This window comes from Pandoraea sp. SD6-2, from assembly GCF_000389825.1.
GTDB classification, from domain to species: Bacteria; Pseudomonadota; Gammaproteobacteria; order Burkholderiales; family Burkholderiaceae; genus Pandoraea; species Pandoraea communis.
This window is the reverse complement of sequence record NZ_KB944457.1, coordinates 135,536-157,434: the sequence shown is the minus strand read 5'-3', so window position 1 is coordinate 157,434 and position 21,899 is coordinate 135,536. Positions and strand designations below refer to the sequence as shown.

Annotated in this window: 18 protein-coding genes; 9 read left to right on the top strand and 9 right to left on the bottom strand. The window is 62.9% G+C overall.

The window, feature by feature from the left end:
* Positions 1-72: 72 nt before the first annotated feature.
* Complete coding sequence (locus C266_RS23935; RefSeq protein WP_371257182.1) at positions 73-294, top strand: hypothetical protein; 222 nt, start codon at positions 73-75, stop codon at positions 292-294.
* A 29-nt stretch (positions 295-323) separates the two neighbouring features.
* Here the strand turns inward: C266_RS23935 and C266_RS23930 are convergent, their stop codons facing one another.
* Positions 324-1,238, bottom strand: a complete 915-nt coding sequence (locus tag C266_RS23930) for a LysR substrate-binding domain-containing protein (RefSeq protein ID WP_051126536.1) — start codon at positions 1,236-1,238, stop codon at positions 324-326.
* Between the two features lie 219 nt (positions 1,239-1,457).
* Between C266_RS23930 and C266_RS23925 the strand changes: the two genes are divergently transcribed.
* From C266_RS23925 to mdoH, 3 genes are all read left to right on the top strand, one after another.
* Complete coding sequence (locus C266_RS23925; protein ID WP_010805157.1) at positions 1,458-2,132, top strand: LysE family translocator; 675 nt, start codon at positions 1,458-1,460, stop codon at positions 2,130-2,132.
* Positions 2,133-2,486: 354 nt separating this feature from the next.
* Positions 2,487-4,010 (top strand): glucan biosynthesis protein G, encoded by a 1,524-nt coding sequence (locus C266_RS23920; protein WP_051126558.1) that lies wholly within the window; start codon positions 2,487-2,489, stop codon positions 4,008-4,010.
* Positions 4,007-6,628 carry a glucans biosynthesis glucosyltransferase MdoH gene (gene mdoH / locus C266_RS23915; protein ID WP_010805155.1) on the top strand — a complete coding sequence of 874 codons (2,622 nt, stop codon included), beginning with the start codon at positions 4,007-4,009 and terminating at the stop codon, positions 6,626-6,628. The genes C266_RS23920 and mdoH overlap by 4 nt, the downstream gene beginning before the upstream one ends.
* A gap of 125 nt (positions 6,629-6,753) precedes the next feature.
* Here the strand turns inward: mdoH and C266_RS23910 are convergent, their stop codons facing one another.
* Positions 6,754-7,557, bottom strand: a complete 804-nt coding sequence (locus C266_RS23910) for a peptidoglycan DD-metalloendopeptidase family protein (protein WP_081636391.1) — start codon at positions 7,555-7,557, stop codon at positions 6,754-6,756.
* A gap of 440 nt (positions 7,558-7,997) precedes the next feature.
* On the opposite strand from C266_RS23910, the gene C266_RS23905 reads away from it, so the two are divergent.
* The 3 genes from C266_RS23905 to C266_RS23895 all read left to right on the top strand — a co-directional run bounded on the left by C266_RS23905 (position 7,998) and on the right by C266_RS23895 (position 10,091).
* A complete protein-coding gene (locus tag C266_RS23905) occupies positions 7,998-8,201 on the top strand; it encodes a cold-shock protein (protein WP_010805153.1) in 204 nt (67 codons plus the stop codon).
* A gap of 216 nt (positions 8,202-8,417) precedes the next feature.
* Positions 8,418-9,056 carry a LysE family translocator gene (locus C266_RS23900; protein ID WP_010805152.1) on the top strand — a complete coding sequence of 213 codons (639 nt, stop codon included), beginning with the start codon at positions 8,418-8,420 and terminating at the stop codon, positions 9,054-9,056.
* A gap of 267 nt (positions 9,057-9,323) precedes the next feature.
* Positions 9,324-10,091 carry a flagellar brake protein gene (locus C266_RS23895; RefSeq protein WP_010805151.1) on the top strand — a complete coding sequence of 256 codons (768 nt, stop codon included), beginning with the start codon at positions 9,324-9,326 and terminating at the stop codon, positions 10,089-10,091.
* 111 nt (positions 10,092-10,202) lie between these two features.
* On the opposite strand, the gene C266_RS23890 is transcribed toward C266_RS23895, so the two are convergent.
* From C266_RS23890 to C266_RS23860, 7 genes are all read right to left on the bottom strand, one after another.
* Positions 10,203-11,555, bottom strand: coding sequence for a hemolysin family protein (locus C266_RS23890; RefSeq protein WP_010805150.1), 1,353 nt, complete (start codon positions 11,553-11,555; stop codon positions 10,203-10,205).
* A 144-nt stretch (positions 11,556-11,699) separates the two neighbouring features.
* A complete protein-coding gene (locus C266_RS23885) occupies positions 11,700-12,611 on the bottom strand; it encodes a LysR family transcriptional regulator (protein WP_010805149.1) in 912 nt (303 codons plus the stop codon).
* Positions 12,612-12,749: 138 nt separating this feature from the next.
* Positions 12,750-13,577, bottom strand: a complete 828-nt coding sequence (locus C266_RS23880; protein ID WP_010805148.1) for a dioxygenase — start codon at positions 13,575-13,577, stop codon at positions 12,750-12,752.
* Positions 13,578-13,642: 65 nt separating this feature from the next.
* On the bottom strand, positions 13,643-14,047 hold the full coding sequence (locus tag C266_RS23875) for a DoxX family protein (RefSeq protein WP_010805147.1): 405 nt from the start codon (positions 14,045-14,047) through the stop codon (positions 13,643-13,645).
* Between the two features lie 177 nt (positions 14,048-14,224).
* The gene (gene glcF, locus C266_RS23870) at positions 14,225-15,475 is read right to left on the bottom strand and encodes a glycolate oxidase subunit GlcF (RefSeq protein WP_010805146.1); all 1,251 of its coding nucleotides are present in this window, start codon (positions 15,473-15,475) and stop codon (positions 14,225-14,227) included.
* Positions 15,476-15,483: 8 nt separating this feature from the next.
* Positions 15,484-16,617 (bottom strand): glycolate oxidase subunit GlcE, encoded by a 1,134-nt coding sequence (gene glcE / locus C266_RS23865; protein WP_010805145.1) that lies wholly within the window; start codon positions 16,615-16,617, stop codon positions 15,484-15,486.
* On the bottom strand, positions 16,617-18,209 hold the full coding sequence (locus tag C266_RS23860; protein WP_010805144.1) for an FAD-linked oxidase C-terminal domain-containing protein: 1,593 nt from the start codon (positions 18,207-18,209) through the stop codon (positions 16,617-16,619). The genes glcE and C266_RS23860 overlap by 1 nt, the downstream gene beginning before the upstream one ends.
* Positions 18,210-18,487: 278 nt before the next feature.
* Here C266_RS23860 and C266_RS23855 point away from each other — a divergent pair, with 278 nt between their 5' ends.
* Positions 18,488-19,294, top strand: a complete 807-nt coding sequence (locus tag C266_RS23855; protein WP_010805143.1) for a FadR/GntR family transcriptional regulator — start codon at positions 18,488-18,490, stop codon at positions 19,292-19,294.
* Positions 19,295-20,291: 997 nt separating this feature from the next.
* Positions 20,292-21,617 carry an oxalate/formate MFS antiporter gene (oxlT, locus tag C266_RS23850; RefSeq protein WP_010805142.1) on the top strand — a complete coding sequence of 442 codons (1,326 nt, stop codon included), beginning with the start codon at positions 20,292-20,294 and terminating at the stop codon, positions 21,615-21,617.
* Positions 21,618-21,899: the final 282 nt, after the last annotated feature.

Here is a 21,899-nt window from a genome sequence, read left to right as displayed (position 1 = left end):
CGTGCATGACCTCACGCGCGGCCCGTCGGAAAGACCTTATTCCGGTTCTCGCTGCCGGTGCCGGGCAGCAATGTGCTTCAGTCGCTCAACGCCTCGATCAACGCAATGTGGATCGGGCACTTCCTGGGCGAGTTTGCGCTAACCGCCGCCTCCAACGCCAACATCCTGCTGTTCTTCCTGCTGGGCGTGGTGTTCGGCATCAGCATGGCCAACACATTGGCCAGTCCATCGGCGCGAAAAACCACGAACTCACTCAGCGGATCGTCGGCACGAGCGCCATATGCTTCGTGCTGACGTCGACGGCCGTCGCCGCCCTCGCAGGGCTATGGGATTGCGTCTCGCGTATCGGCCTGCGTTTCGCGGGAGATCCATTTCGAAGCCGATTCTGCGAGCGCGGAGCGAAGCCAGTGCAGGAGTGTTTCACGGGCCGGGTTTGCGGCGAACGGTTCGCGCGCGAGCGCGACGTACGCTGAGCCATCGCGGACGAAGCCGGAGGGGGCGATGAGGCGTCCGGCGTCAAGTTCGTCGCTCACCATATACACGGAGCCGATGGCGGCCCCCAGCCCGGCGCCTGCGGCTTGCAGGCTCAAATAAAAGTGTTCGAACGGCGGTGTTGTGGTGTTTGCGTCGATGGGTGATTTGCGGGTGGCGCGCTGCCAGTCCTGCCATGCCTGTGGGCGAGTGCGGGTATGGAGTTGCTTGGGGTGGGGAGTATCGAACGAGGCGGGCGAGCCGACGGGCCCGATCCATTCATCTGCGAGGGGTTCGGCGGCGAGCGTGTGTCCCCAGAAGAAATCATTACGCCGGATGGCGACGTCAACGCCGGCTGTTGCGAGATCGAGGGGGCCGCCGGCGGAGTGGAGATGCAGTGTGATGTTGGGATGCGCTTGAGCGAAAGTGCCGAGGCGGGGGATGAGCCAGCGCATGGCGAGGGTGGGTTCGCAGGAGACGACGAGGGGGTGGGTGGGGGAAGAGGGGTGAAGGCTGGCGACGGTTGAGGCGAGGTGTTCGAACATTTGCCGGGTGGTGGAGTGCAGGCGTTCTCCTGCGGGGGTGAGGAAAACGGCGCGATTGCGGCGTTCGAACAGTGGCAGGCCGAGGGCATTTTCGAGCGTACGGATTTGGCGGCTGACGGCGCCGTGGGTCACGAACAGGTGGTCGGCGGCGCGGGCGAAGCTTAATTCGTTGGCGGCGACGTTGAAAACGTGGAGGGCATTGAGGGGTAGCGACCGATTCATAGGTGAAAAATTATCACGAATAAAAGCGCACAAAGATCGTTTTTCGCGGCCGAAGAATTCTCACAGAATAACGAACAATTCAGGACCCAAAAAGTAAAAAAACGCCTGAAAAATCAAGTGAGACGGATCGGGGCCCTGTTCTGCCGCGAGTTGGGTCACTGTCTGAGTGGCGGAATAGGGCTCCGGTCCGTCGGTGTTGAATTCGGTGAGGTTTTATCAATGCAAGAGCTACTAGCGGTAATAACAATCACGGTATTGGCGGTAATCAGTCCGGGGGCGGATTTCGCGATGGTGACGCGGGAGAGTTGGCGGTATGGCCGGCGGGCGGGGATGTGGGCGGCGGTGGGGATAGCGGCGGGGGTGCAGGTGCATGTTATCTACACGTTGGTCGGGGTCGGGTTGCTGATAGCGCAGGTGCCGTGGCTTTTTGCGGTGATCAAGTGGATGGGGGCGGCGTATTTGATGTACATCGGTTGGCGGACGTTGCGAGACCGAGCGCCGGTAGCGGATGTGATTCGGGAAGAGGGGGCGACGGGAGCAACGGGGGCGTCGGCGCGGTGTGCCGGATTGGGCGTTTCTGGCCCAACGCATTGGGAAGAGGCCGCGAGCGCCTTGCGCAAGGGTTTTTTCACCAACGCATTGAATCCTAAGACCACGTTATTCGTGGTGAGTACGTTCACGCAGATCGTTCATCCGGGGACGGGGTGGGCGCTTGGGCTGGCTTATGGGGTGTTCATGTCGTTCGCGCATTGGGCGTGGTTCAGCCTTGTCGCGCTGGGTTTCTCGGCGGGTTGGATGCGAGCGGCGATGGTTCGGCGTCAGCACATCGTCCGGCGCACCATAGGTGGGGCGCTGATAACACTTGGCGGGTTATTGGCGATGACGAATCGGTAATCACACCCTGCGAAGGATGGGAATGGGCCAAAAGAGTCGGCCTCGAGTGGCGCGGAAATGGTGTGGAAATGACTTCCGGATGATCTGGCTGGGATTGAAGAGGGGGCCGAAATCCAGCCGTTTTGCGCATTCGTCACAAATAGTCACAAATTTATGACTCCCCGTGAGCGGCGTCCCGGTGGACGATTGGGGTAATGTGAGCACCCGCTTCGAAGGTTTTACCGATGCATCTTTAGTCAATCGGTGAATGAACGGGTAAAATTGCGCGTTCGGCGCACGCTAGCTACGGTTGGCACGCGCGTTACACGCTATCCCCCACTGCCGATGGAATTCCTGCCCAACGCGGTTCCCCGCATGATTCCCCACCGTGCCGTGCGCCTGGCGCTCGCCAGTGTGCTGAGTTTTTGCGCGCTCGTGTCCGGCGCCGCGCATGCGTTCTCATTCGATGATGTCGCCAAACAGGCGCGCACGCTCGCGAACAGCCGCTATAAGCCGAAAGATCCGAATCTGCCCAAAGAGTTGCAGAACCTCACCTACGACCGCTATCGCAATATTCGCTTCAAGCCCGAGAAGGCGTTATGGCGTGCGCAGAAGCTGCCGTTCGAACTGATGTTCTTCCACGAAGGCTCGTACTACGACCGCCCGGTCAAGATTAACGAGCTGTCGGGCAACGCCGTGCGCGAGTTGCGCTACAGCCCCGACATGTTCGATTTCGGCGCTCTCAAAGTCGACCCGAAACAACTGCGTGGCCTGGGCTTTGCGGGTTTCCGCGTCCACTTCCCGGTCAACACGCCGAAGTACAAAGACGAAGTGATGGTCTTCCTCGGCGCGAGCTACTTCCGCGCGCTGGGCAAAAACCAGACATACGGCTTGTCGGCGCGCGGGCTCGCGCTCGACACCGCGCTCAATTCCGGTGAAGAGTTTCCGCGCTTCACCGAATTCTGGATTCAACGCCCCGCCCCTGGCGCCAAAGAGCTGATCATCTACGCGCTGCTCGATTCGCCGCGCGCCACCGGCGCGTATCGCTTCACCTTGCGTCCCGGCGTGGACACCACGGTCGATGTGAAGGCCGAATTGTTCCTGCGCGAGAACGTCACCAAGCTGGGCATTGCGCCGCTCACCAGCATGTTCTACTTCGGCGAGAACCAGCCCGCAGCGGTGGCCGACTATCGTCCTGAAGTACACGACTCCGACGGCCTGTCGATCCAGTCGGGCACCGGCGAATGGATCTGGCGTCCGCTGGTCAATCCGAAGCGTTTGCTCGTGTCGTCGTTCGCGTTGTCGAATCCGGCCGGATTCGGACTCGTGCAACGCGACCGCGACTTCAGCAACTATCAGGATCTGGACGACCACTACGAATTGCGCCCGAGCGCCTGGGTCGAGCCCAAGGGCAAGTGGGGGCAGGGCCGCGTTGAACTGGTGCAGATTCCGACGCCCGACGAGACCAACGACAATATCGTTGCGTATTGGATACCGGATGCGCCGCCCAAGCCCAAACAACCGTATGCGCTCGAATATCGGCTGTCGTGGCAAAAAGATAACGACAAGCGCCCGCCGACGGCGTGGGTGTCGCAAAGCCGGCGTGGGCATGGCTACCGGGGAAAACCAGACGACAGTCTGCTGTTTGCGCTCGATTTCGAGGGCCCGGCGCTCAAGAAACTGCCGGACGATGCCAAGGTCGAAGGGAACGTATCCATCGACGGCAATGGCAAAATCCTGGAAGTGCAGACGCAGCGCAATGACGTCACGGGAGGCTATCGCGTCATGCTCCGCATGCGCCGCCTCGATTCCGAGAAACCCGTCGAAATGCGCGCTTACCTGCGCAACGGCAGTAACACCCTATCCGAAACGTGGAGCTACCTGTTACCCCCCGAGTGAGCGACCGCTCCGACATTCCGGTCGACGAGTTGTACGTCGACCGGTTGCCCCTGCCCGCCGAGAAGCGCCGCGCGCTGCTTGCCCAAGCACAGCGTGAGGGCGGCGATTCGCTCGACGTTCTCGCTCGCTTGCAGCGCTTGCTCGCCGCACGTGCCACGAACGCCGGTGGCGAGGCCTTGCCGCCTGCGGGCGATACTTTTGCCAGGCCTGGCACGCCGACCGACGCCAGTGATGCGACAGAGCAGAACGACGCCGGCGCCGTGACGGCCGCAGTCTGGCATCCGCACGATATTGCCGAGATCGAATCCGACAGCGACGCCGTGCTCGCCTCACAACCGGTGCGCCTTGCCATCACCGAGGGCGGATCGCTGGCGGCGGCTGCAGGGTTGAAAGCAGTGCGCGGTGTGCAGACATTGCGCATTGCGCCACCGGTACGCCGCACGTCGCTTATTCCGCGCGCCTGGTCGCTGAATCCCCTCGGCCGGCTGTGGCGCAAGCTGATCGGCCGCAACGACCCCGATCCGCTCGTGCGCGACGCGCCCGACCCCAAGGGAAGATGGTCGCAGGCGGGCCGCCGCCGTCGCTGGACGCTGCTCACGCTGATGATCGCGCAGACGGCGCTGGCCACACACTTCATGGCGTCCGTGCTGCCCTATCATGGGGCCGACTCGCTCGAGTTTGCCGTGCTGGTGTTGTTCGTGCTGCTCTTCGGTTGGGTCTCGGCCGGGTTCTGGACGGCTATCTTCGGCTTCTTCGTTCTGCTGTTCGGCGGCGAGCGTCACATGATCTCGAAGATGGCCGCGGGCGACACGCCTATTGAGCCTGATGCACGCACCGCCATCGTCATGCCGATCTGCAACGAAGACGTCGGCCGTGTGTTCGCCGGTTTGCGCGCGACTTACGAGTCACTGGCCAAGACCGACTCGCTCGAACGCTTCGACTTCTTCATTCTGTCCGATTCCAACGAGGCCGATAACTGCACCGCCGAAGTCGACGCGTGGCAGGCGCTTTGCCGCGAAGTCGGTGGCTTCGGCCGTATTTTCTATCGCCGCCGCCAGCGCCGCGTGAAGCGCAAGAGCGGCAACCTCGACGACTTCTGCCGACGCTGGGGCAGCGACTACCGCTACATGATTGTGCTCGACGCGGACAGCGTGATGAGCGGCGAATGTCTGACGAAACTCGCGCGCATGATGGAAGCGCATCCGAGCGCCGGACTGATTCAGACCGCACCGCTCGCGGCCGGACGAGAAACGTTCTATGCCCGTCTGCAACAGTTCGCGGGCCGCGTGTACGGCCCGCTGTTCACCGCAGGTTTGCACTACTGGCAGTTGGGCGAAGCGCATTACTGGGGCCACAACGCCATTATTCGTCTGAAGCCCTTCATGGAGCACTGCGCGCTTGCCCCGTTACCGGGCAAGGGCGCAATGTCCGGCGCCATTCTCTCGCACGACTTCGTCGAGGCGGCGCTCATGCGGCGCGCAGGCTGGGGCGTATGGATTGCCTACGACCTGCCCGGCAGCTACGAAGAAATGCCGCCGAACCTGCTCGACGAACTCAAACGCGACCGGCGCTGGTGTCAGGGCAACCTGATGAATTTCCGCCTGTTCCTGGCCGAAGGCATGCATCCGGTGCATCGCGCGGTGTTTGTCACGGGGGCCATGGCCTACGTTTCCGCGCCGCTGTGGTTCATTTTCCTGATTCTCTCGACGTGCCTGCTCGCCCAGCACACACTGGTCGTGCCCGAGTACTTCACGACGCCGCGTCAGCTTTTCCCCGTCTGGCCTGAGTGGCATCCCGAGCGGGCGCTCGCCTTGTTCTCGGCAACGGCAACGCTGCTCTTCCTGCCGAAGATCCTCGCCGTGCTGCTGATCTGGGTGAAGGGGGCAAAGCGATTCGGCGGCGCCTTCGCGGTGACGGTGAGCATGTTCATCGAGATGGTGTTCTCCGCCGTTCTCGCGCCCGTGCGGATGCTGTTCCACACGCAGTTCGTGCTCGCTGCGCTTACGGGCATCGCCATCCAATGGAAGTCGCCGCCGCGTGAAGACGCCGAGACGAGTTGGGGCGAAGCGATTCGCCGCCATGGCCTGCAAACGGTGATCGGGCTGGGGTGGGGCGCGATCGTCTACTGGCTCAACCCGGACTTCATCTGGTGGCTGATGCCGATCGTCGGGTCGATGATGATTTCGATACCCGTCTCCGTGTTCTCGAGCCGGGTAGCGCTCGGACGCGGCCTCAAGCGGGCCCGTTTGTTCCTGATTCCGGAAGAGTCGTGGCCGCCCAAGGAACTGCGCATGACGGAGAAGTACACCGAGGAAGCGGGCAAGCACATCGACTTCGTAGACGCCGTGATCGACCCGATGGCCAATGCCCTGATCGCCGCTAGCGTGATGCCGACCCGCGACGATGCGAAGCGCGACGCCGTGCGCGCCGGCCGTGTCGAGACGGCGCTGCTCAAGGGGCCCACCAAGCTGACGAACACGCAGAAGTGGGAGTTACTCAACGATCCGCGAGCACTCGCTGCGCTCCATCTGCTGGCGTGGACCGACCCGCGCGCACATCGTGAATGGCGCGACGCGCGTGCCAACGGGCTGTCGCAGGGCTTCCTCGCGTCGGCCTGAGCGGTGCGCCCCGTTCGGTGCAACGGAACGGGGCCACGGAATGAAAAACGGCAAGGCATCGTGCCTTGCCGTTTTGGCTTTCGCGGCCTTCGTCCCCAAAGACGAAACGGATGGCGCCGATCGGATCAGCGCGACGGCAGGAAGTCGCGTGGATTGAACGGCGTGCCCTTTTGGCGCACTTCGAAGTGCAACTTCACGGTGCCGTGCGAATCGGTGTCGCCCATCTCGGCAATCTTCTGGCCCTTGCTGACCGATGCGCCTTCCTTCACGAGAATGGCGCGGTTGTGCGCGTAGGCGGTGAGATAGCCGTTATCGTGCTGCACCATCACAAGGTTGCCGTAACCCCGAAGTCCGCTTCCCGCGTAGACAATCTTGCCTGCGGCGGCGGCGTAGATCGGGTCGCCCGGCTTGCCGCCGATATCGACGCCCTTGTTGCTGCCGCCGTCGTAATTCGCCAGCACCGGGCCGTCGGCGGGCCACACCATCGGAATCTTGTTTGTCGCTGTGCGCGGTGCCGCCGGTGCGGGCGCGGACTTCGGCGCCGGCTTGGCTTTCGCACGCGGCCGGGCGGTGCCGGACGACGCGCTGCCCCCCGACGATGCGGCCGTAGCGGGCGCACTGGACGAGGACGAGCCGGCGGGCGGCACGACACGCAGCACCTGACCGACCTCTATCTTGTCGGGGTCGGTCAGTCCGTTCCAGCGCACCAGATCGGCTGTGCTGGCGTTATTGCTGCGTGCAATGCCATAAAGGGTATCGCCCGACTGCACACGATAGCTGCCAGCAGGCACCGGACCATAGGTCGGCGATCCGGCGCAGGCGGCGAGCGTGGCACACACGGCCAGACTCAGCACCTGGGTGCGGCAACGGGCGAGCCAATGGGGTCGGCTTGAATTTCGTACTTCAGATTGCGGCCTCGAGGGGCGCATGAGAAGGTTAGGCTCCATCCGTAGGCAGGTGAGAGGCACAATGGCGGTCGCTTGGTGTGCCGGTTAGGCAATGCGCGTCAGATAGGGGAAAACCACGGGAAAGCGGTTTCAGACAGCACAAAACGCGGGCAAGATGCGCGACAACAGCATGGGCACGGGACAAAACGCCCATTGTACGGGCAGCGGCACCCGCTCGGACACAGGAAGAGTGCCCAAATTCCCCGCTATTTGCGGAAATTGTTACTCAATATGCGGTATTTACCCTGTTGACAAGCGGCGGCGCTACACGTATAAAACCAACTGCAGATTGTCAAGCCGCGAAGTTGTTGTCAGACGTAGTTTTCCTGCTTCTCGCTGGTTTCTAGTCCTTCATTTTCCCTTGATTGTCAGCGCTGGAGGGGTCATTCCGACCCCAGGCTATTGTTTTATTAGGAAAAAACATGGAAACCGGTATTGTTAAGTGGTTCAACGACGCAAAGGGCTTCGGCTTCATCACCCCGGACGCCGGCGGTGAAGACCTGTTCGCTCACTTCTCGGAAGTGAAGGTTGACGGCTTCAAGTCGCTGCAAGAGAACCAACGCGTGTCGTTCGAAGTGAAGACTGGCCCGAAGGGCAAGCAAGCTGCGAACATCAAGCCGATCTAAGCGGCTTCATCGCTTTCACGTGACGCTGTGCCAGCTTTAGGGCGAGACAGCGTCCCGCGATCAACAGGCCCGATGGCGAAAGTCATCGGGCCTGTTTGTTTTTTGATTTCTTTCCCTCGCGTTTCGCATGAGACGTGTACGCGAACGATGTCATCACCACGGTTCGACGCTACAATGCCTGACGCGAACTCGCGTATGCATTTTTCCGAGGCAATCATGAGCCTGCAAACGTGGTGGCTATACGTAGTCACCGTTTTTTTCGTCTCGGCGACACCGGGACCGAACATGTTGCTCGTCATGACGCATGGCGCGCGTCATGGGTTGCGTCCGTCGTTGGGAACGATGGCGGGTTGCATGACGGCGCTCATCGCGATGATGTCGATTTCGGCGGCAGGCCTGGGCGCGGTGCTCAAGGCGTGGCCGATGCTGTTCGACACGCTGCGCTATCTCGGCGCAGCCTATCTGATTTATCTCGGTTACAAGAGTTGGCGCTCGCCGGTGGACACCAAGGAAGCGGCCGCCAACCTCGGCACACCCGCGCTGGTGGCCGGCTCGAGCTTCGGCAAGCTGTTCAAAGCAGGCTTTCTGGTGGCGGCAAGCAACCCGAAGGCCATTCTGTTCGCCGCAGCGTTCTTGCCGCAGTTCATCGACCCGACGGCCGCCAAGCTCCCGCAGTTCTCGATTCTGCTCGGCACGTTCGCCGTGATCGAGATGAGTTGGTACATGGTCTACGCTACCGGCGGACTGCGCATTGCGCCGTATTTGCGCGAAGCGCGCGTGCTCAAGGCATTCAACCGCATCAGCGGCGGCGTGTTCATGGGCTTCGGCGCGCTGATGGCAGCGGTGCATCGCTGATCTCGCGGGACAGGCAGCAAGGGGGCATCGGAGCGCCCCAAGTGAGGCGTACGGCGCGGGGAGCAGTAAGTTCTTGCGCTGGAACACTCAATATTTACGGCCCGCAACCGTTAACGTTCATGATCAGATACACGAAACGGCGAGTGAGCACTGGCTGGCGCTCATTCGCGCTGTGATGCCTCAGGGTGTCGTGGGTAGCAAAGGCTTTAATGTGCACGGCTTGCGTGGACTCGCGTGGCTGTCACGGGGACAAATAGAAGATCAGGTATGGAAACGACAGAACCGCAGGTGACACCGGCGCCCACGGACGATGAGTCTCAACTGCATGACTCGTATCGCATCAGCAATCCGCTGGAGATTGGCGGCGTGCTGCGTCATCTGGCGACACGTGGCGATTTCATGACGGTGTACTTCGCGAACGGCCAGCGTCAGCTCGTCACGCGTTTGCTCAAGGTCGAGCCGCAAGCCCGCGGCTTCTATTTCGACTGGGGCGGTATCGAGACCGAGAACCGGGCGTTGCTCGCCAACAGGCGCGCGCTGTTCGTTGGCGTGCCCGAAGGCATTCAGGTGCATTTCCCCATCGGCGATGTGCAAGAGCGCGAGTACGAAGGCTATCCCGCATTTTATTCGTCGTACCCGGAAACGCTCGTGCGCTTGCAGCGCCGCGATTACTTCCGTGTGAATACGCCGATCCTCGATCCGTATCAGTGCACGATCAAATTTCCGGACGATACGCCGATGCGTCTGTCGGTGTTCGATCTTTCGCTCGGAGGCGTGGGTCTGCGTACGAAGTCAGACGTGGCTACCGAGATTCCGAAGGGCTCGATGCTCATGCACGTCGAGATCGAATTGCGCGACTATGGCGCCGTTCAGGTCGACCTGGAAGTGTGTGCCATTCGCAGCGTGCCCCTTGCAAAGGACGTCGAGCATCACATCGGCTGCCGCTTTATCGCGCTGTCTCGCACTGCCGAGTCGCGCCTGCAAAAGCTCATCACACAACTCGAACTCAATCGCAAGGCGTTTGCACGCGGCTGAACGTTTGAGATCGTCTGGTATTCGCCCCGCGCCATCTCACCGATGACACGGGCGAAACCGCAAGGGGGCGGCCCGTGGGGCTGCCCTTTTTGCTTGGCGCTCGCTCAACCATTACTCGTCGCGTTGCTGCGTCGCCGCATCGGATGGCGGCTCGCCACGCGCTTCGCGGACCCCGTCGGGATAGATGCGCACAAGCACGATACGAGGGCCCTGCATCTTCTTGACGACCACGGAGAAACCGTTGAAGTCGATCTTCTGGCCCTCGCGCGGCAGATAGGCCAGGGTATCCATGATCAGGCCCCCCACCGATTCCGCGCGCTCGCTCGGGATATCGATGCCCAGCGCGCGTTCCAGCGTCAGGATGGGTAAGCTGCCGCGTCCGATGAGCGTGCCGTCTTCCATGCGCGTCCAGTCGTCTTCCGTCTGACGGAATTCGTCGCGGATCTTGCCGACCAGCGCGGAGAGCAGGTTGTCCAGCGTGAGGAAGCCGATGGGCTTCTGATCCGGCCATCCCACAATGGCAAAGTGCGGTGCGCCCCGGCGGAAACGGCCGAACAGCTCGCGCGCGGGCATGTCGGGCCGCACGCGCTCGACCGGTCGCGCCATGCTGCCGAGATCCTGGATGGACTGGCCGTGGTGCTCCGCGAGGAACAGATCCTTCAGGTGGACGACACCGAGTACGGTTTCGCCGTCGTTATCGAAGAATGGGTAACGGCTGTAACGGTGGCCATAGGCCGTGTCCATGTTCTGCTCGAAGGTGGCATTACGGCGGAAAGCCGCCACTTCGCTCATCGGATGCATCAGATCGGAGACGGTCAGATCGCTGAAGTCGATGGCATACGCCACCACGTTCCAGTCGTCGCGCGAGAGTTTTTCGCTCGACGCTCCCCGGCGCATGATCAGCTTGATTTCGTCGGCCGAGTAATGGGCGTCGGCACCGTGCGAGGGGTCGAGGCCAGTCCAGCGCAACAAGCGATTGGCACTGTGGTTGAGTACCCAGATCGCGGGGTACATCAGCCAATAGAAGGCGTAGAGCGGTGCCGCCGTCCAGATGGAGACCGCTTCCGGCACGCGCAGCGCCATCGACTTCGGTGCGAGTTCGCCCACAACGATGTGCAGATACGAAATCGTGAAGAACGCGATGAAGAAGGCAAGCGCGTGAATCAGCTCTGCCGAGCTGACGCCCAGTGCGGCAAACAGCGGCGTGAGAATGCGGGCGAAGGCGGGTTCACCGATCCAGCCCAGACCGAGCGAGGCGAGGGTGATGCCGAGCTGGCACGCAGAGAGGTAGGTATCGAGTTTGCCATGTACCTTGGCCAGGATACGGCCGCGCCAACCGCGTTGGCGGGCAATGATCTGAACGCGCGTCTGGCGCAGTTTGACGAGGCCGAATTCCGCCGCCACGAAAAAGCCGTTGAGAAACACCAGCAGGATCGCAGCGACGATCAGTAAAAGGTTTTCCAAAATATATGAAATGGGACAACAGGCCCGCCAGTATAAGTGACATTTGCCCGAGATAAGAAATAACCGTGAAGTTCCGGTGTTTTGCCGGTCAGTTGCCGGTGAATCACGGGGCTTTCGCGGTGGATGCGGGCAAGTCCGGGTTCGTCAGCGGCGGTCGATCGCCCGCCAGCCGGGCATGGCGAAGGCTTCGACAAGGAAATCGATGAGGGCGCGAACCTTGGCACTCAGGTATTTGCGCGAGGGATAGACGACGTAGATACCGGTCTCGGCCTGCGTGTAGTCGGGCAGGAATTCAACGAGTTGGCCATTGCGCAGAGCGTCCTGAACGAGAAACGCCGGTTGCAGGAGGATACCGGCGCCGGACACGCCCGCAGCGAGACAGGTGTCCCCGTTATCGGCGATGAGCCTTGCATGCGTGCGCACGGAAACGGGGCCATCGGGACCATCGAAGCGCCATTCTCGGCGGTGGGAAAAGTAGCTATAGCCCACCGTCTCGTGATGGGCGAGTTCGCTTGGGTGCTTCGGCGTGCCGTGTTGCGCGAGGTAGCCCGGCGAGGCGCACAGCACCAGCCGGGTCCCGGCGAGCCGCCGGTGCACGAGCGAAGAATCGGGTAGGCGCGTGATGCGGATCGCAAGATCGTAGCCTTCCTCGACGATATCGACGAGACGATCGCTCAACGTAATATCGAGCGATACCTGCGGGTGCTGCGAGAGGAACGTCGGCCACAGCGGTGCGAGATGGAGCACGCCGAACGTGTGCGGGGCATTGATGCGCAGCGGGCCGGCCGGCATGCCGTCCTGCTCGCCCGCCATGGCGTCGGCCTCGTCGAGTTCCGTGAGGATCTGACGGCAGCGCTCGACGTAGCGCTGACCCGGCTCGGTAAGCGACAGGCGCCGGGTGGTGCGCTGGAGCAAACGCGTGCCCAGACGCGCCTCGAGATCGGCGACGTAACGCGAGATAGCCGTCTTCGAGATGCCCAGCGTTGCTGCGGCTTTTACGAAGCTGCCCGACTCGACCACGGCGATGAAGCACTCGATCTCGCGAAGTTTATTCATGCCGGGGCGGGACTCCTCAGAAATGCGTGTATCGATGCGCCGTCAGGTCTGGCGTTGGGACGACAGGTGAAACGGTCGCCGGTGGCCGGCAGCCGGGCGACGGAGCATGCCTTCGCCTCGCTACCAGCGCCAATGCCGCTATTGTGCCAGCGCATTCACCTCGGCGAGCGTCGGGGCGGCGCTGCCGAACGCGAAGGCATCCATGCGCAGAGCGCCGTAGGTGGCGCCCGTGTCGAAGTGCGTCTGACGCGCGGCGTTGTCGGCCGCGCCCAGCGCGATGTAGAGCGGTAGCAGGTGTTCGTCTGTCGGATGCGCGCGCTCGGCGTGCGGCGCGCGGGCACGGTAGTCGAACAGGGCGTCCAGATCCATCTTGGCGAGATGCTCGGTGAACCACGCGACGAACTCGGCCAGATAGGGGGCTTCCGCGCGATCTTCAGACGGCGCGCGGAACACTTCATGTAGATTGTGCGTGAAGCTGCCCGACGCGACGATGAGCACGCCGTCCTGGGCGAGCGGTGCGAGATGCTGGCCAAGCCGGTAGTGATACTCCGGGCGCATCTGCCGTTGCAGCGACAGTTGCGTGACGGGCACGTCCGCGTCGGGATACAGATAGCTCAGCGGCACCCATGCGCCATGGTCGAGACCCCATTGGTCATCGGTTGCGGCAGGCAGACCCGCATCGCGCAGAATCTGCACCGTACGTTCGGCCAGTGCGGGCGCGCCGGGGGCCGGATATTCCAGCGCATAGAGTTCGCGCGGGAAGCCGCCGAAATCATGAATGGTGCGCTGTTGCGCCAGATTGCCCACGCGCGGTGTCGGCGTCGACCAATGCGGCGAAATCACGAGAATCTCGCGCGGACGCGGCACCGCACGCCCCAACGCCGTCAACAACGGGCCGGTGCGGCCGGGATCGACCGCGAGCAGCGGTGAGCCGTGGGAGACGAAGAGGGTGGGAAGGGCAGACATGGCAATGACTCCGACAAAAGAACGCTAAAGAACGTGATGAAACGTAACGCAACGCTCGCGGGCGATCACGCGGTGCGCGTACGGCGAATCGCGCAGGCGCCATCCCCGAGCAGGGCGACGACCAGCAGCGCCACCAGCCAGAAGGCCGGGAATTCCCAGCCGCCGCCCTTGTTGGCGAAGACCCAACCGTTGTGGCCGTGGACCGACACGATGGTGCCGAGCATCAGGGCGGCCAGCGGCAACGCGGCCCAACGTGCATAGAAGCCCGTGATCAGCATCAGACCGCCGACGAGTTCCAGCGCCATCGTGACATAGGCGAGCAACGGCGGCAGACCAAGCGAGCCCATGAACCCAACGAAGCCGGGGATGGTGAACACGAACACCTTAAGCGACAGGTGGGCGAGGAAGAGGATGCCCAGCGATACGCGCAGCAGCAGCGCGGCGTATGGGGCGGTTTTGGTATCGATCATGATTGGCTCCGGTAAGAGATCAAGGTAAGGGTCGGCTCAACCATCCACGGGATGACTGACTCACCTTCAATTCTAGGAAGCCTGATCGTGCAGATAAACGCGCCGGTCAGGGATTGATTGTCCCTTCTGCCGGGACAATCAATCGTTGTTGCGGCGCGGTGGTGCTAACGCGGGAACTCAGGCCGAGGCGATCATCCGGTCGAGCAATTCGATCCAGTGCTGCACCGGCGCGTGATCGTGGGCGTGTTCGCCTTTGGCCGTCGCCTGCAAATGGCAGATACAACCGACGTTGGCCGAGACAACCAGCTCGGGATCGAGGGCGTCGAGTGCCTTCCACTTGGCGTCGCGCAACTGATGCGACAGCGCCGGTTGCGTAACCGAATAGGTGCCGGCCGAGCCGCAGCAAATGTGGCTGTCCTGCGGCAGCATGACGTTCACGCCCACGCCTGTGAGCACTTTCTCCACGACCCCCTTGAGTTGCTGGCCGTGTTGCAGCGTGCAGGGCGGGTGATAGGCCACTTTGCCGGTCTTTCGACTCGGCACGACGCGTTGCAGGGCTTCCAGGTTGTCGAGCAACACTTCCGAGAGGTCGCGCGCCAGTTCGGAGACACGCTGTGCCTTGCCCGCGTATTGCGGATCGTGGCGCAGCAGATGGCCGTATTCCTTGACCGTTGCACCACAGCCTGACGCATTGATCACGATCGCTTGCGCGCCCGCTTCGATCTCAGGCCACCAGGCGTCGATGTTGCGGCGAGCGTCGTCGAGACCGTCGTCGTGATAGTTCAGATGCAGACGGATGGCGCCGCAGCAACCGGCTGCCGCCGGGCGGATCATTTCGATGCCAAGGGCATCGAGTACGCGGGCCGTGGCCTTGTTGACGTTCGGCAGCATGGCCGGTTGCACGCAGCCTTCAAGCATCAGCATGCGGCGTGCGTGCTTGGCCTGGGGCCAACTGCCGGAGCGTTGATGATGCGGCACCTTCTCGCGCAGCGAACGCGGCAGCAGCCCGCGGAATTGCTGGCCCAGACGCAACGCGGGCGAGAACAGGGTGCGGTTGGGGAGCACGCGGGCGAGTGTCCAGCGCAGTGCGCGTTCACCGGCCGGGCGGCCGACCTTGGCGTCGACATGACGGCGGCCGATATCGACAAGGCGGCCGTATTGCACACCCGACGGGCATGTCGATTCGCAACTGCGGCAGGTCAGGCAACGATCCAGGTGACGCTGCGTCTCGCGCGTCACGTTCTGGCCTTCGACCATCTGCTTGATGAGATAGATGCGCCCGCGCGGGCCGTCGAGTTCATCGCCCAGCAACTGATAGGTGGGGCAGGTCGCGGTACAGAATCCGCAATGCACGCATTTGCGGAGAATGGCTTCGGCTTCGTCGCCGTCCGGCGTCTGACGGAGGAATTCTGCGAGGTTCGTTTGCATCGTCTCTATTAGCGGTACAGCCGATGGCGGTTGAAGATGCGGCTCGGATCGAATGCTTGCTGCAGACGTTTGCCGATAGCATGCAGCGCGGCCGGTTGCGGGGTAAAGACCCCGGCCGACTTATCGCCGTGGCGAAACAGCGTAGCATGTCCGCCCACCGCTGCGGCAATTGCGCGGACTTCGGCGGCGCTGCGCGGGGTGATCCACCAGCGTTGTGCGCCCGCCCATTCGATCAGATGTTCGTCGCCGTGCACGAGCGGTGGCGTGGTCGGCGGCACCGAAAGACGCCACAACGGCTGGCCGTCTCCCGTCACAGGCGCGGAGGCGAAAAACGGATGCGTCTGTTCGCGCAGAGCCTGCCAGAAGGTGTGTGCTTCGATGGTGTCGACGTGCTCGCCGCCCATGGCGGTGCGTGCGGCATCGATGGCCGCAGCGGCCCCGCCAAGTCGCACGCTCAATACCCCGTCGTGCCAGACCGATCCCATGAGGGGCAGCGGTTGTCCGCCCCAGCGATTGAGCCGATCGATGGCCTGCGCCTGCGGTAGTTCAAAACGCAGCGTGGTTTCGGCTACCGGGCAGGGCAGCACCTTGATCGAGAGTTCGAGCAGCACGCCAAGCGTGCCGAGCGAGCCGGCGAGCACGCGCGAGACGTCGTAACCCGCGACGTTCTTCATCACCTGTCCGCCAAAATGCAGCACCTGGCCCTGTCCGTTCATGACGACGGCACCCAGGACGAAATCGCGCGGCGCGCCGACATGCGGCCGGCGCGGGCCGGCAAGGCCCGCAGCAATGCAGCCGCCGAGCGTCGCGCCGGGACCGAAGTGCGGCGGCTCGAAGGGCAGGATCTGACCGCGTTCGGCCAGTGCCGCTTCGATCTCCGCGAGCGGCGTGCCCGCACGGGCGGTGATGACGAGTTCGGCCGGATCGTACGAGATGATGCCGCGATACGTGCGCATGTCGAGCGGGTCGCCGTCGGGTGTCTGGCCGTACCAGCGCTTGGTATTGCCGCCCTGAATGTCGAGCGGCGTACCGCTCGCGGTGGCGGCGAGCACGCGCTCGCGAATCGTGGCGAGCGCCTGCGCTGCCGCCTGCGGGGCGGCGTCGTGCAACGGTGCGTGGAGGACTTGCGGGACTTGCGACATCAGAACCTCGGCAAATCGGGGTGGGGCAGCACGCCGCCGCGCACGTGCAGCTTGCCGTACTCGGCGCAGCGGGCGCGCGTGGGGATGGCCTTGTCCGCATTGAGCAGACCGGCCGGATCGAACGCGCGCTTTACCGCGAAAAACGCGTCGCGTTCTTCCGGAGAGAATTGCACGCACATCGCGTTGATCTTCTCGATGCCGACGCCATGCTCGCCGGTAACCGTGCCACCCAACTCCACGCAGGCTTCGAGAATGTCGCAGCCGAATGCTTCGGCACGATGCCACTCGTCGAGATCGTTGCCGTTGAACAGAATCAGCGGGTGCATGTTGCCGTCGCCCGCGTGAAAAACGTTGATACAGCGCAGGCCGTATTGCACTTCCATCGCTTCGATACGCTTGAGCAGTGTGCCGATGGTCCGGCGCGGGATGGTGCCGTCCATGCAGTAGTAGTCCGGCGAGATGCGTCCGGCAGCGGGGAAGGCGTTCTTGCGCCCCGACCAGAAGCGCAGGCGTTCGGCTTCGGAGGCTGACGCCTGAATGCGCGTGGCACCCGATGCGCGCAGCACCGCCGAGACGCGTGCGATTTCCTCCGCGACTTCTTCCGGCGTGCCGTCGGATTCGCACAGCAGGATCGCCGCCGCGTCGAGGTCGTAGCCCGCGTGGACGAACTCTTCCACGGCTTGCGTGGCCGGTTTGTCCATCATCTCCAGACCTGCCGGGATGATGCCCGCCGCGATGATCGCCGCGACGGCGTTGCCACCCGCTTCCACGTCGTCGAAGCTCGCCATGATGACCTGCTGCACTTGCGGCTTCGGCACGAGCTTCACCGTGATTTCCGTGACGACACAGAACATCCCTTCGCTACCGATGAACACGGACAACAGATCGAGACCCGGCACGTCGAGTGCGTGCGAGCCGAATTCCACGATCTCGCCGTCCATCGTCACCGCACGCACGCGAAGCACGTTGTGCACGGTCAGGCCGTACTTCAGGCAATGCACGCCACCGGAATTCTCCGACACATTGCCGCCGATGGTGCAGGCGATTTGCGACGATGGGTCCGGCGCGTAGTAGAGGCCGTAAGGCGCGGCGGCTTCGGAGACGGCGAGGTTGCGTACGCCGGGCTGCACGGTGGCCGTACGGGCGTAAGCGTCGACATCGAGAATGCGCTTGAATCTGGCGAGCGAGAGCACAATGCCGTCGGTGATCGGCATGGCGCCGCCAGACAGGCCGGTGCCCGCGCCGCGCGGTACTACGGGGACGTTGTGTACATGGCACGCCCGCAGAATGCGGCAGACCTGATCCTCGTCGGCAGGCAGCACGACGGCAAGCGGCAGTTTGCGGTAGGCAGCCAGGCCGTCGCATTCGTACGGTGTGATCTGCTCACGGTCGGTGAGCCACTGCACGTCGGGGACGGCGGCACGCAACGCTGCGAGCCGGGCCGCGCGGGTGGCGTCGTCGAGTGTCTCGAAAACGGGCTCGTCTGCAAGCGGGGCTGGCAGTGGCGAGGACGCCGCCGAAGTCGGCGTCGACGGTGAAACCGGCCACTGCGAACTCAGCGACGGGGAAGGGGGCGACGCATGCGATGGCATCAGGCTTGCTCTCGAACGATCGTTGACGTGTAATGTGCCTATCCGGTCTTTTGGTCTACTGGTAGACTGGTCGACCAGTTATCGAATGACGTTATCGTAAAGGGAATGATCTGATTTCGACTAGCGGGTTAACCCTTGGTTTGAAGGGAGTCCACTTGCGATACCGGGCGATGGACCGAGCGGCTGCCCTGAGCGAAGCGTCATCCTGTATCGTGGCGTCTGTGATTTTTCTGTCGAGAACCCAAGCCGACATGCCGTCCAACGAGTCGTCTCTGCCTATGTCATCCCTACCTGCCAGCGAATCTTCGGGGGCCGTTGCGAGTTTTGTACCGGTCACGCCGCCACCGCGTCTGCGCCTGTCCGACATGGTGTACGAACAACTGGAGACGATGGTCGTCGAAGGCCGGCTCGCGCCGGGCTCGGCGCTGCCGTCCGAGCGCGATCTTGCGCAGCAGATGGGCGTATCGCGTCCGTCGCTTCGTGAGGCGCTGCTGCGACTGGAGTCTCGCGGTCTGATCGTGGGGCGCGCCGGTGGCGGCTATCTGGTCGCCAACGCCAGCCAGCCGCTGCTCGCCGAACCGCTGTCGCAATTGATGTCGCGGCACAGCAAGACCGTCGACGACGTTCTCGAGATGCGTGAGGTGCTCGAGGCCAAAGCCGTGGAATTGGCGGCCGAGCGTGCGACGCCCGAAGACATCGCCCGGCTCGCGAAGGCGCTCGACGCGCTTGAGGCGGCGTATGCCGCAAGTCGCGATGGGCTGGACGGCGAGGGCGACGCCAGAGGGCAGTCGCTGCTTACCCGCGTGCCCGAACTCGACGCACACTTTCACCTGGCGCTGGCCGAGGCCACGCACAACCTGGTGCTGGTGCACCTGATGCATGCGATCTTCGAATTGCTGCGCGGATCGGTCGTCGACAATTACCGCGCCATCGTTGGTCACGGTGCCGATCTGGCCGAGTTGATCGGTCAGCATCGCCGCATCTTCAATGCCGTGGCGTCGCACGATGCCAACAGCGCACAGCGTTCGCTGCGCGAACACCTGGCCTTCATCCGCAACAACTCGGGCGACGTCGAGTCAGTCTGACCCCGATTTCTGCTGTCTGACGGTGCCTTCGCAAGCGGGCAAATCGAAGCCGTCAAAACGTCATCGTTTTCCCTGACCCTGCGCCGTGCGGCTACCTGCCGTACAGGCGCGGGCTCGTCTGCGTTGTGGCGTGCAATACCCTTAAACACCGCGAATTCCCTACGTTTGCCGGTTATCGAGCGCTTACCTCGTTCGGCCTCGTACGCGCCGCCAAGCGCTCGTGTCCCTTCCCATGCGAGCGCTCTCGGGTTGACAGTGCCCCGACCATCGACTAATTTTGGAACCATAAAAAATACTTAATTCGATATATTGAATCTTGTATATCAGATTCAAAGCGTCGAATCGGCACTCATCGAGACCTGTGAATCAAACCGGGCAGGCGCCGAGCGGACGCGGCATTCATCGGAGACATCAGTTGGGCAAGCACACATTTCCTTTCGGGCAGGCCTCATGCGACGGTTCCTTCGCATCGTCTGCCCAGTTGCATCCGCCGCTGGCATCCGACGCTGTGGGTCGGGCGCTGCGGTGTTCCTCCTCTGCCTGTCGCCCGTTGCGGGCAGGCGATCTGGCGATCACGCGTCCGCGAGGCGCGCCCGCCTGAGTGACGGGACCTGACCTGCGGCGGGTTCACGGGAATCCACCGTGACCCTGATAGCGCAGACCGGTCCGCACTCGAATTCGTCATCCCGTCACCCTTCGGCAGCCGGCAACTTGCCGGCGCGGGCCTGAAAAGCCAGCGTCGCCGCGCCGAAGCGGGGGCCGGAAGTGTCCTTTGGCGCTTCCGCAAGTCAGTCAGCCGGGGCTCAAGCCCTGCGAGCGCGCCGCCAGGCAGCGTTCCGCGATCAAGCGGCCAAGCATGAGCCGCATGTAACGCCAGGAGGCGTGCCGTATCCGCGATTCCCCATGCCGGGACGCGCCACGGCACGCGATGACGGCGGGCACCGCACAACGAGGCGCGGGCCGCCGCCAATCGTCTGACAGGTATAGGAGGCAAGTCATGCAAGCAGCTGCGCAACCGGAGGAGAAGACCTCTTTTCTGGGAGGGCGCTGGTCACAACTGGTGATCGGCATCATTTGTATGGGCCTGGTGGCCAATCTGCAGTATTCGTGGACGCTGTTCGTCGAGCCGATGGAGGCCAAGAACCATTGGGGCATCGCGGCCATCCAGGTGGCGTTCTCGATCTTCATCGTGGTGGAAACCTGGCTGGTGCCGATCGAAGGCTGGCTGGTCGATCGTTTCGGGCCGCGGCCTGTGGTGGCGGGTGGCGCTATCTGTGTGGCGCTGTCGTGGATCATGTACTCCTACGCCGAAACGCTGACGGTGTTGTACACGGCGGCGGTGATTGCCGGTATCGGCGCCGGTTGTGTGTATGGCACCTGTGTGGGGAATGCGCTCAAGTGGTTCCCGGACAAGCGCGGTCTGGCCGCCGGTCTGACGGCTGCCGGTTTCGGTGCCGGTGCTGCGATCACGGTCATTCCGATCGCCAACATGATCCGCGAATCGGGCTACGAGGCGGCGTTCTTCAACTTCGGTATCGTGCAGGGCGTGGCGATCTTCATTCTCGCGCTGCTGTTGGTCAAGCCGCGTGCGCCGAAGGGGGTCACCGTATCGCGCCGCAATCTGGCGACGAACGTGGACTACACCTCGGGCCAGATGATTCGCACGCCGGTGTTCTGGGTGATCTACGTCTGCTTCGTTGCGGTGGCTGCTGGCGGTCTGATGGCGACGGCGCAGATCGGGCCGATCGCGAAGGACTACGGTATTGCTTCGATGCCGATGACACTGTTCGGCGCCACGCTGCCGCTGCTGACCATGACGCTGTCGATCGACAACCTGTGCAACGGCTTTACGCGTCCGCTGTGCGGTTTCGTCTCGGACAAGATCGGTCGTGAGAACGCGATGTTCATCATCTTCCTCGGGGAAGGGGTGGCCATGCTCGGTCTGATGCATTTCGGTCAGAACCCGTACATGTTCGTGTTTTTCGCCGCGATGACCTTCCTGTGCTGGGGCGAAATCTTCTCGATTTTCCCGGCGCTGTGTGCGGACACGTTCGGTAGCAAGAATGCGGCGTCCAACGCGGGCACGTTGTATACGGCCAAGGGGACGGCTGCGTTGCTGGTGCCGCTGGCATCCGTGCTTGCCATCGGCGGTCACTGGGATCGTGTGTTCATCGCCGCTGCGGTGATCAGTATCGCGGCGGCGGTGGCGGCGAAGTTCCTGCTTGCCCCGATGCGTCGCCGCTGGATCGAAAGCGTGAACAACAATGAGTTGCAAGCGTCGACGAAACCGCCGGTCGCGATGAGTGCGCCTGCGAGCGAGTAAGTGAGCCGCTGCGTGAGCAGATAAGGCAGCGCGTACGCGCTGTTGGGGAGGTAAGGGAGCGGGGTGCCGGAGACGGCGCCCCGTTTTCATTGGCATGACGCCCCCGACGGACCCGGCCGGGGATACGCAATGCGGGCGATGGTGTCTCATCGCATATCGCCGCCGCGGAAAACAAAAAAGCCTTGCCGATCGGCAAGGCTTTTCGCATTTTGGCTCCTCGACCTGGGCTCGAACCAGGGACCTACGGATTAACAGTCCGGCGCTCTACCAACTGAGCTATCG

Bases quoted from the DNA above. Each gene is read 5' to 3' on its own strand.
- C266_RS23930 (WP_051126536.1), bottom strand. From the start codon at position 1,238: ATGAATCGGTCGCTACCCCTCAATGCCCTCCACGTTTTCAACGTCGCC.
- C266_RS23925 (WP_010805157.1), top strand. From the start codon at position 1,458: ATGCAAGAGCTACTAGCGGTAATAACAATCACGGTATTGGCGGTAATC.
- C266_RS23920 (WP_051126558.1), top strand. From the start codon at position 2,487: ATGATTCCCCACCGTGCCGTGCGCCTGGCGCTCGCCAGTGTGCTGAGT.
- C266_RS23910 (WP_081636391.1), bottom strand. From the start codon at position 7,557: ATGCGCCCCTCGAGGCCGCAATCTGAAGTACGAAATTCAAGCCGACCC.
- C266_RS23905 (WP_010805153.1), top strand. From the start codon at position 7,998: ATGGAAACCGGTATTGTTAAGTGGTTCAACGACGCAAAGGGCTTCGGC.
- C266_RS23900 (WP_010805152.1), top strand. From the start codon at position 8,418: ATGAGCCTGCAAACGTGGTGGCTATACGTAGTCACCGTTTTTTTCGTC.
- C266_RS23895 (WP_010805151.1), top strand. From the start codon at position 9,324: ATGGAAACGACAGAACCGCAGGTGACACCGGCGCCCACGGACGATGAG.
- C266_RS23885 (WP_010805149.1), bottom strand. From the start codon at position 12,611: ATGAATAAACTTCGCGAGATCGAGTGCTTCATCGCCGTGGTCGAGTCG.
- C266_RS23880 (WP_010805148.1), bottom strand. From the start codon at position 13,577: ATGTCTGCCCTTCCCACCCTCTTCGTCTCCCACGGCTCACCGCTGCTC.
- C266_RS23875 (WP_010805147.1), bottom strand. From the start codon at position 14,047: ATGATCGATACCAAAACCGCCCCATACGCCGCGCTGCTGCTGCGCGTA.
- glcF (WP_010805146.1), bottom strand. From the start codon at position 15,475: ATGCAAACGAACCTCGCAGAATTCCTCCGTCAGACGCCGGACGGCGAC.
- glcE (WP_010805145.1), bottom strand. From the start codon at position 16,617: ATGTCGCAAGTCCCGCAAGTCCTCCACGCACCGTTGCACGACGCCGCC.
- C266_RS23860 (WP_010805144.1), bottom strand. From the start codon at position 18,209: ATGCCATCGCATGCGTCGCCCCCTTCCCCGTCGCTGAGTTCGCAGTGG.
- C266_RS23855 (WP_010805143.1), top strand. From the start codon at position 18,488: ATGTCATCCCTACCTGCCAGCGAATCTTCGGGGGCCGTTGCGAGTTTT.
- oxlT (WP_010805142.1), top strand. From the start codon at position 20,292: ATGCAAGCAGCTGCGCAACCGGAGGAGAAGACCTCTTTTCTGGGAGGG.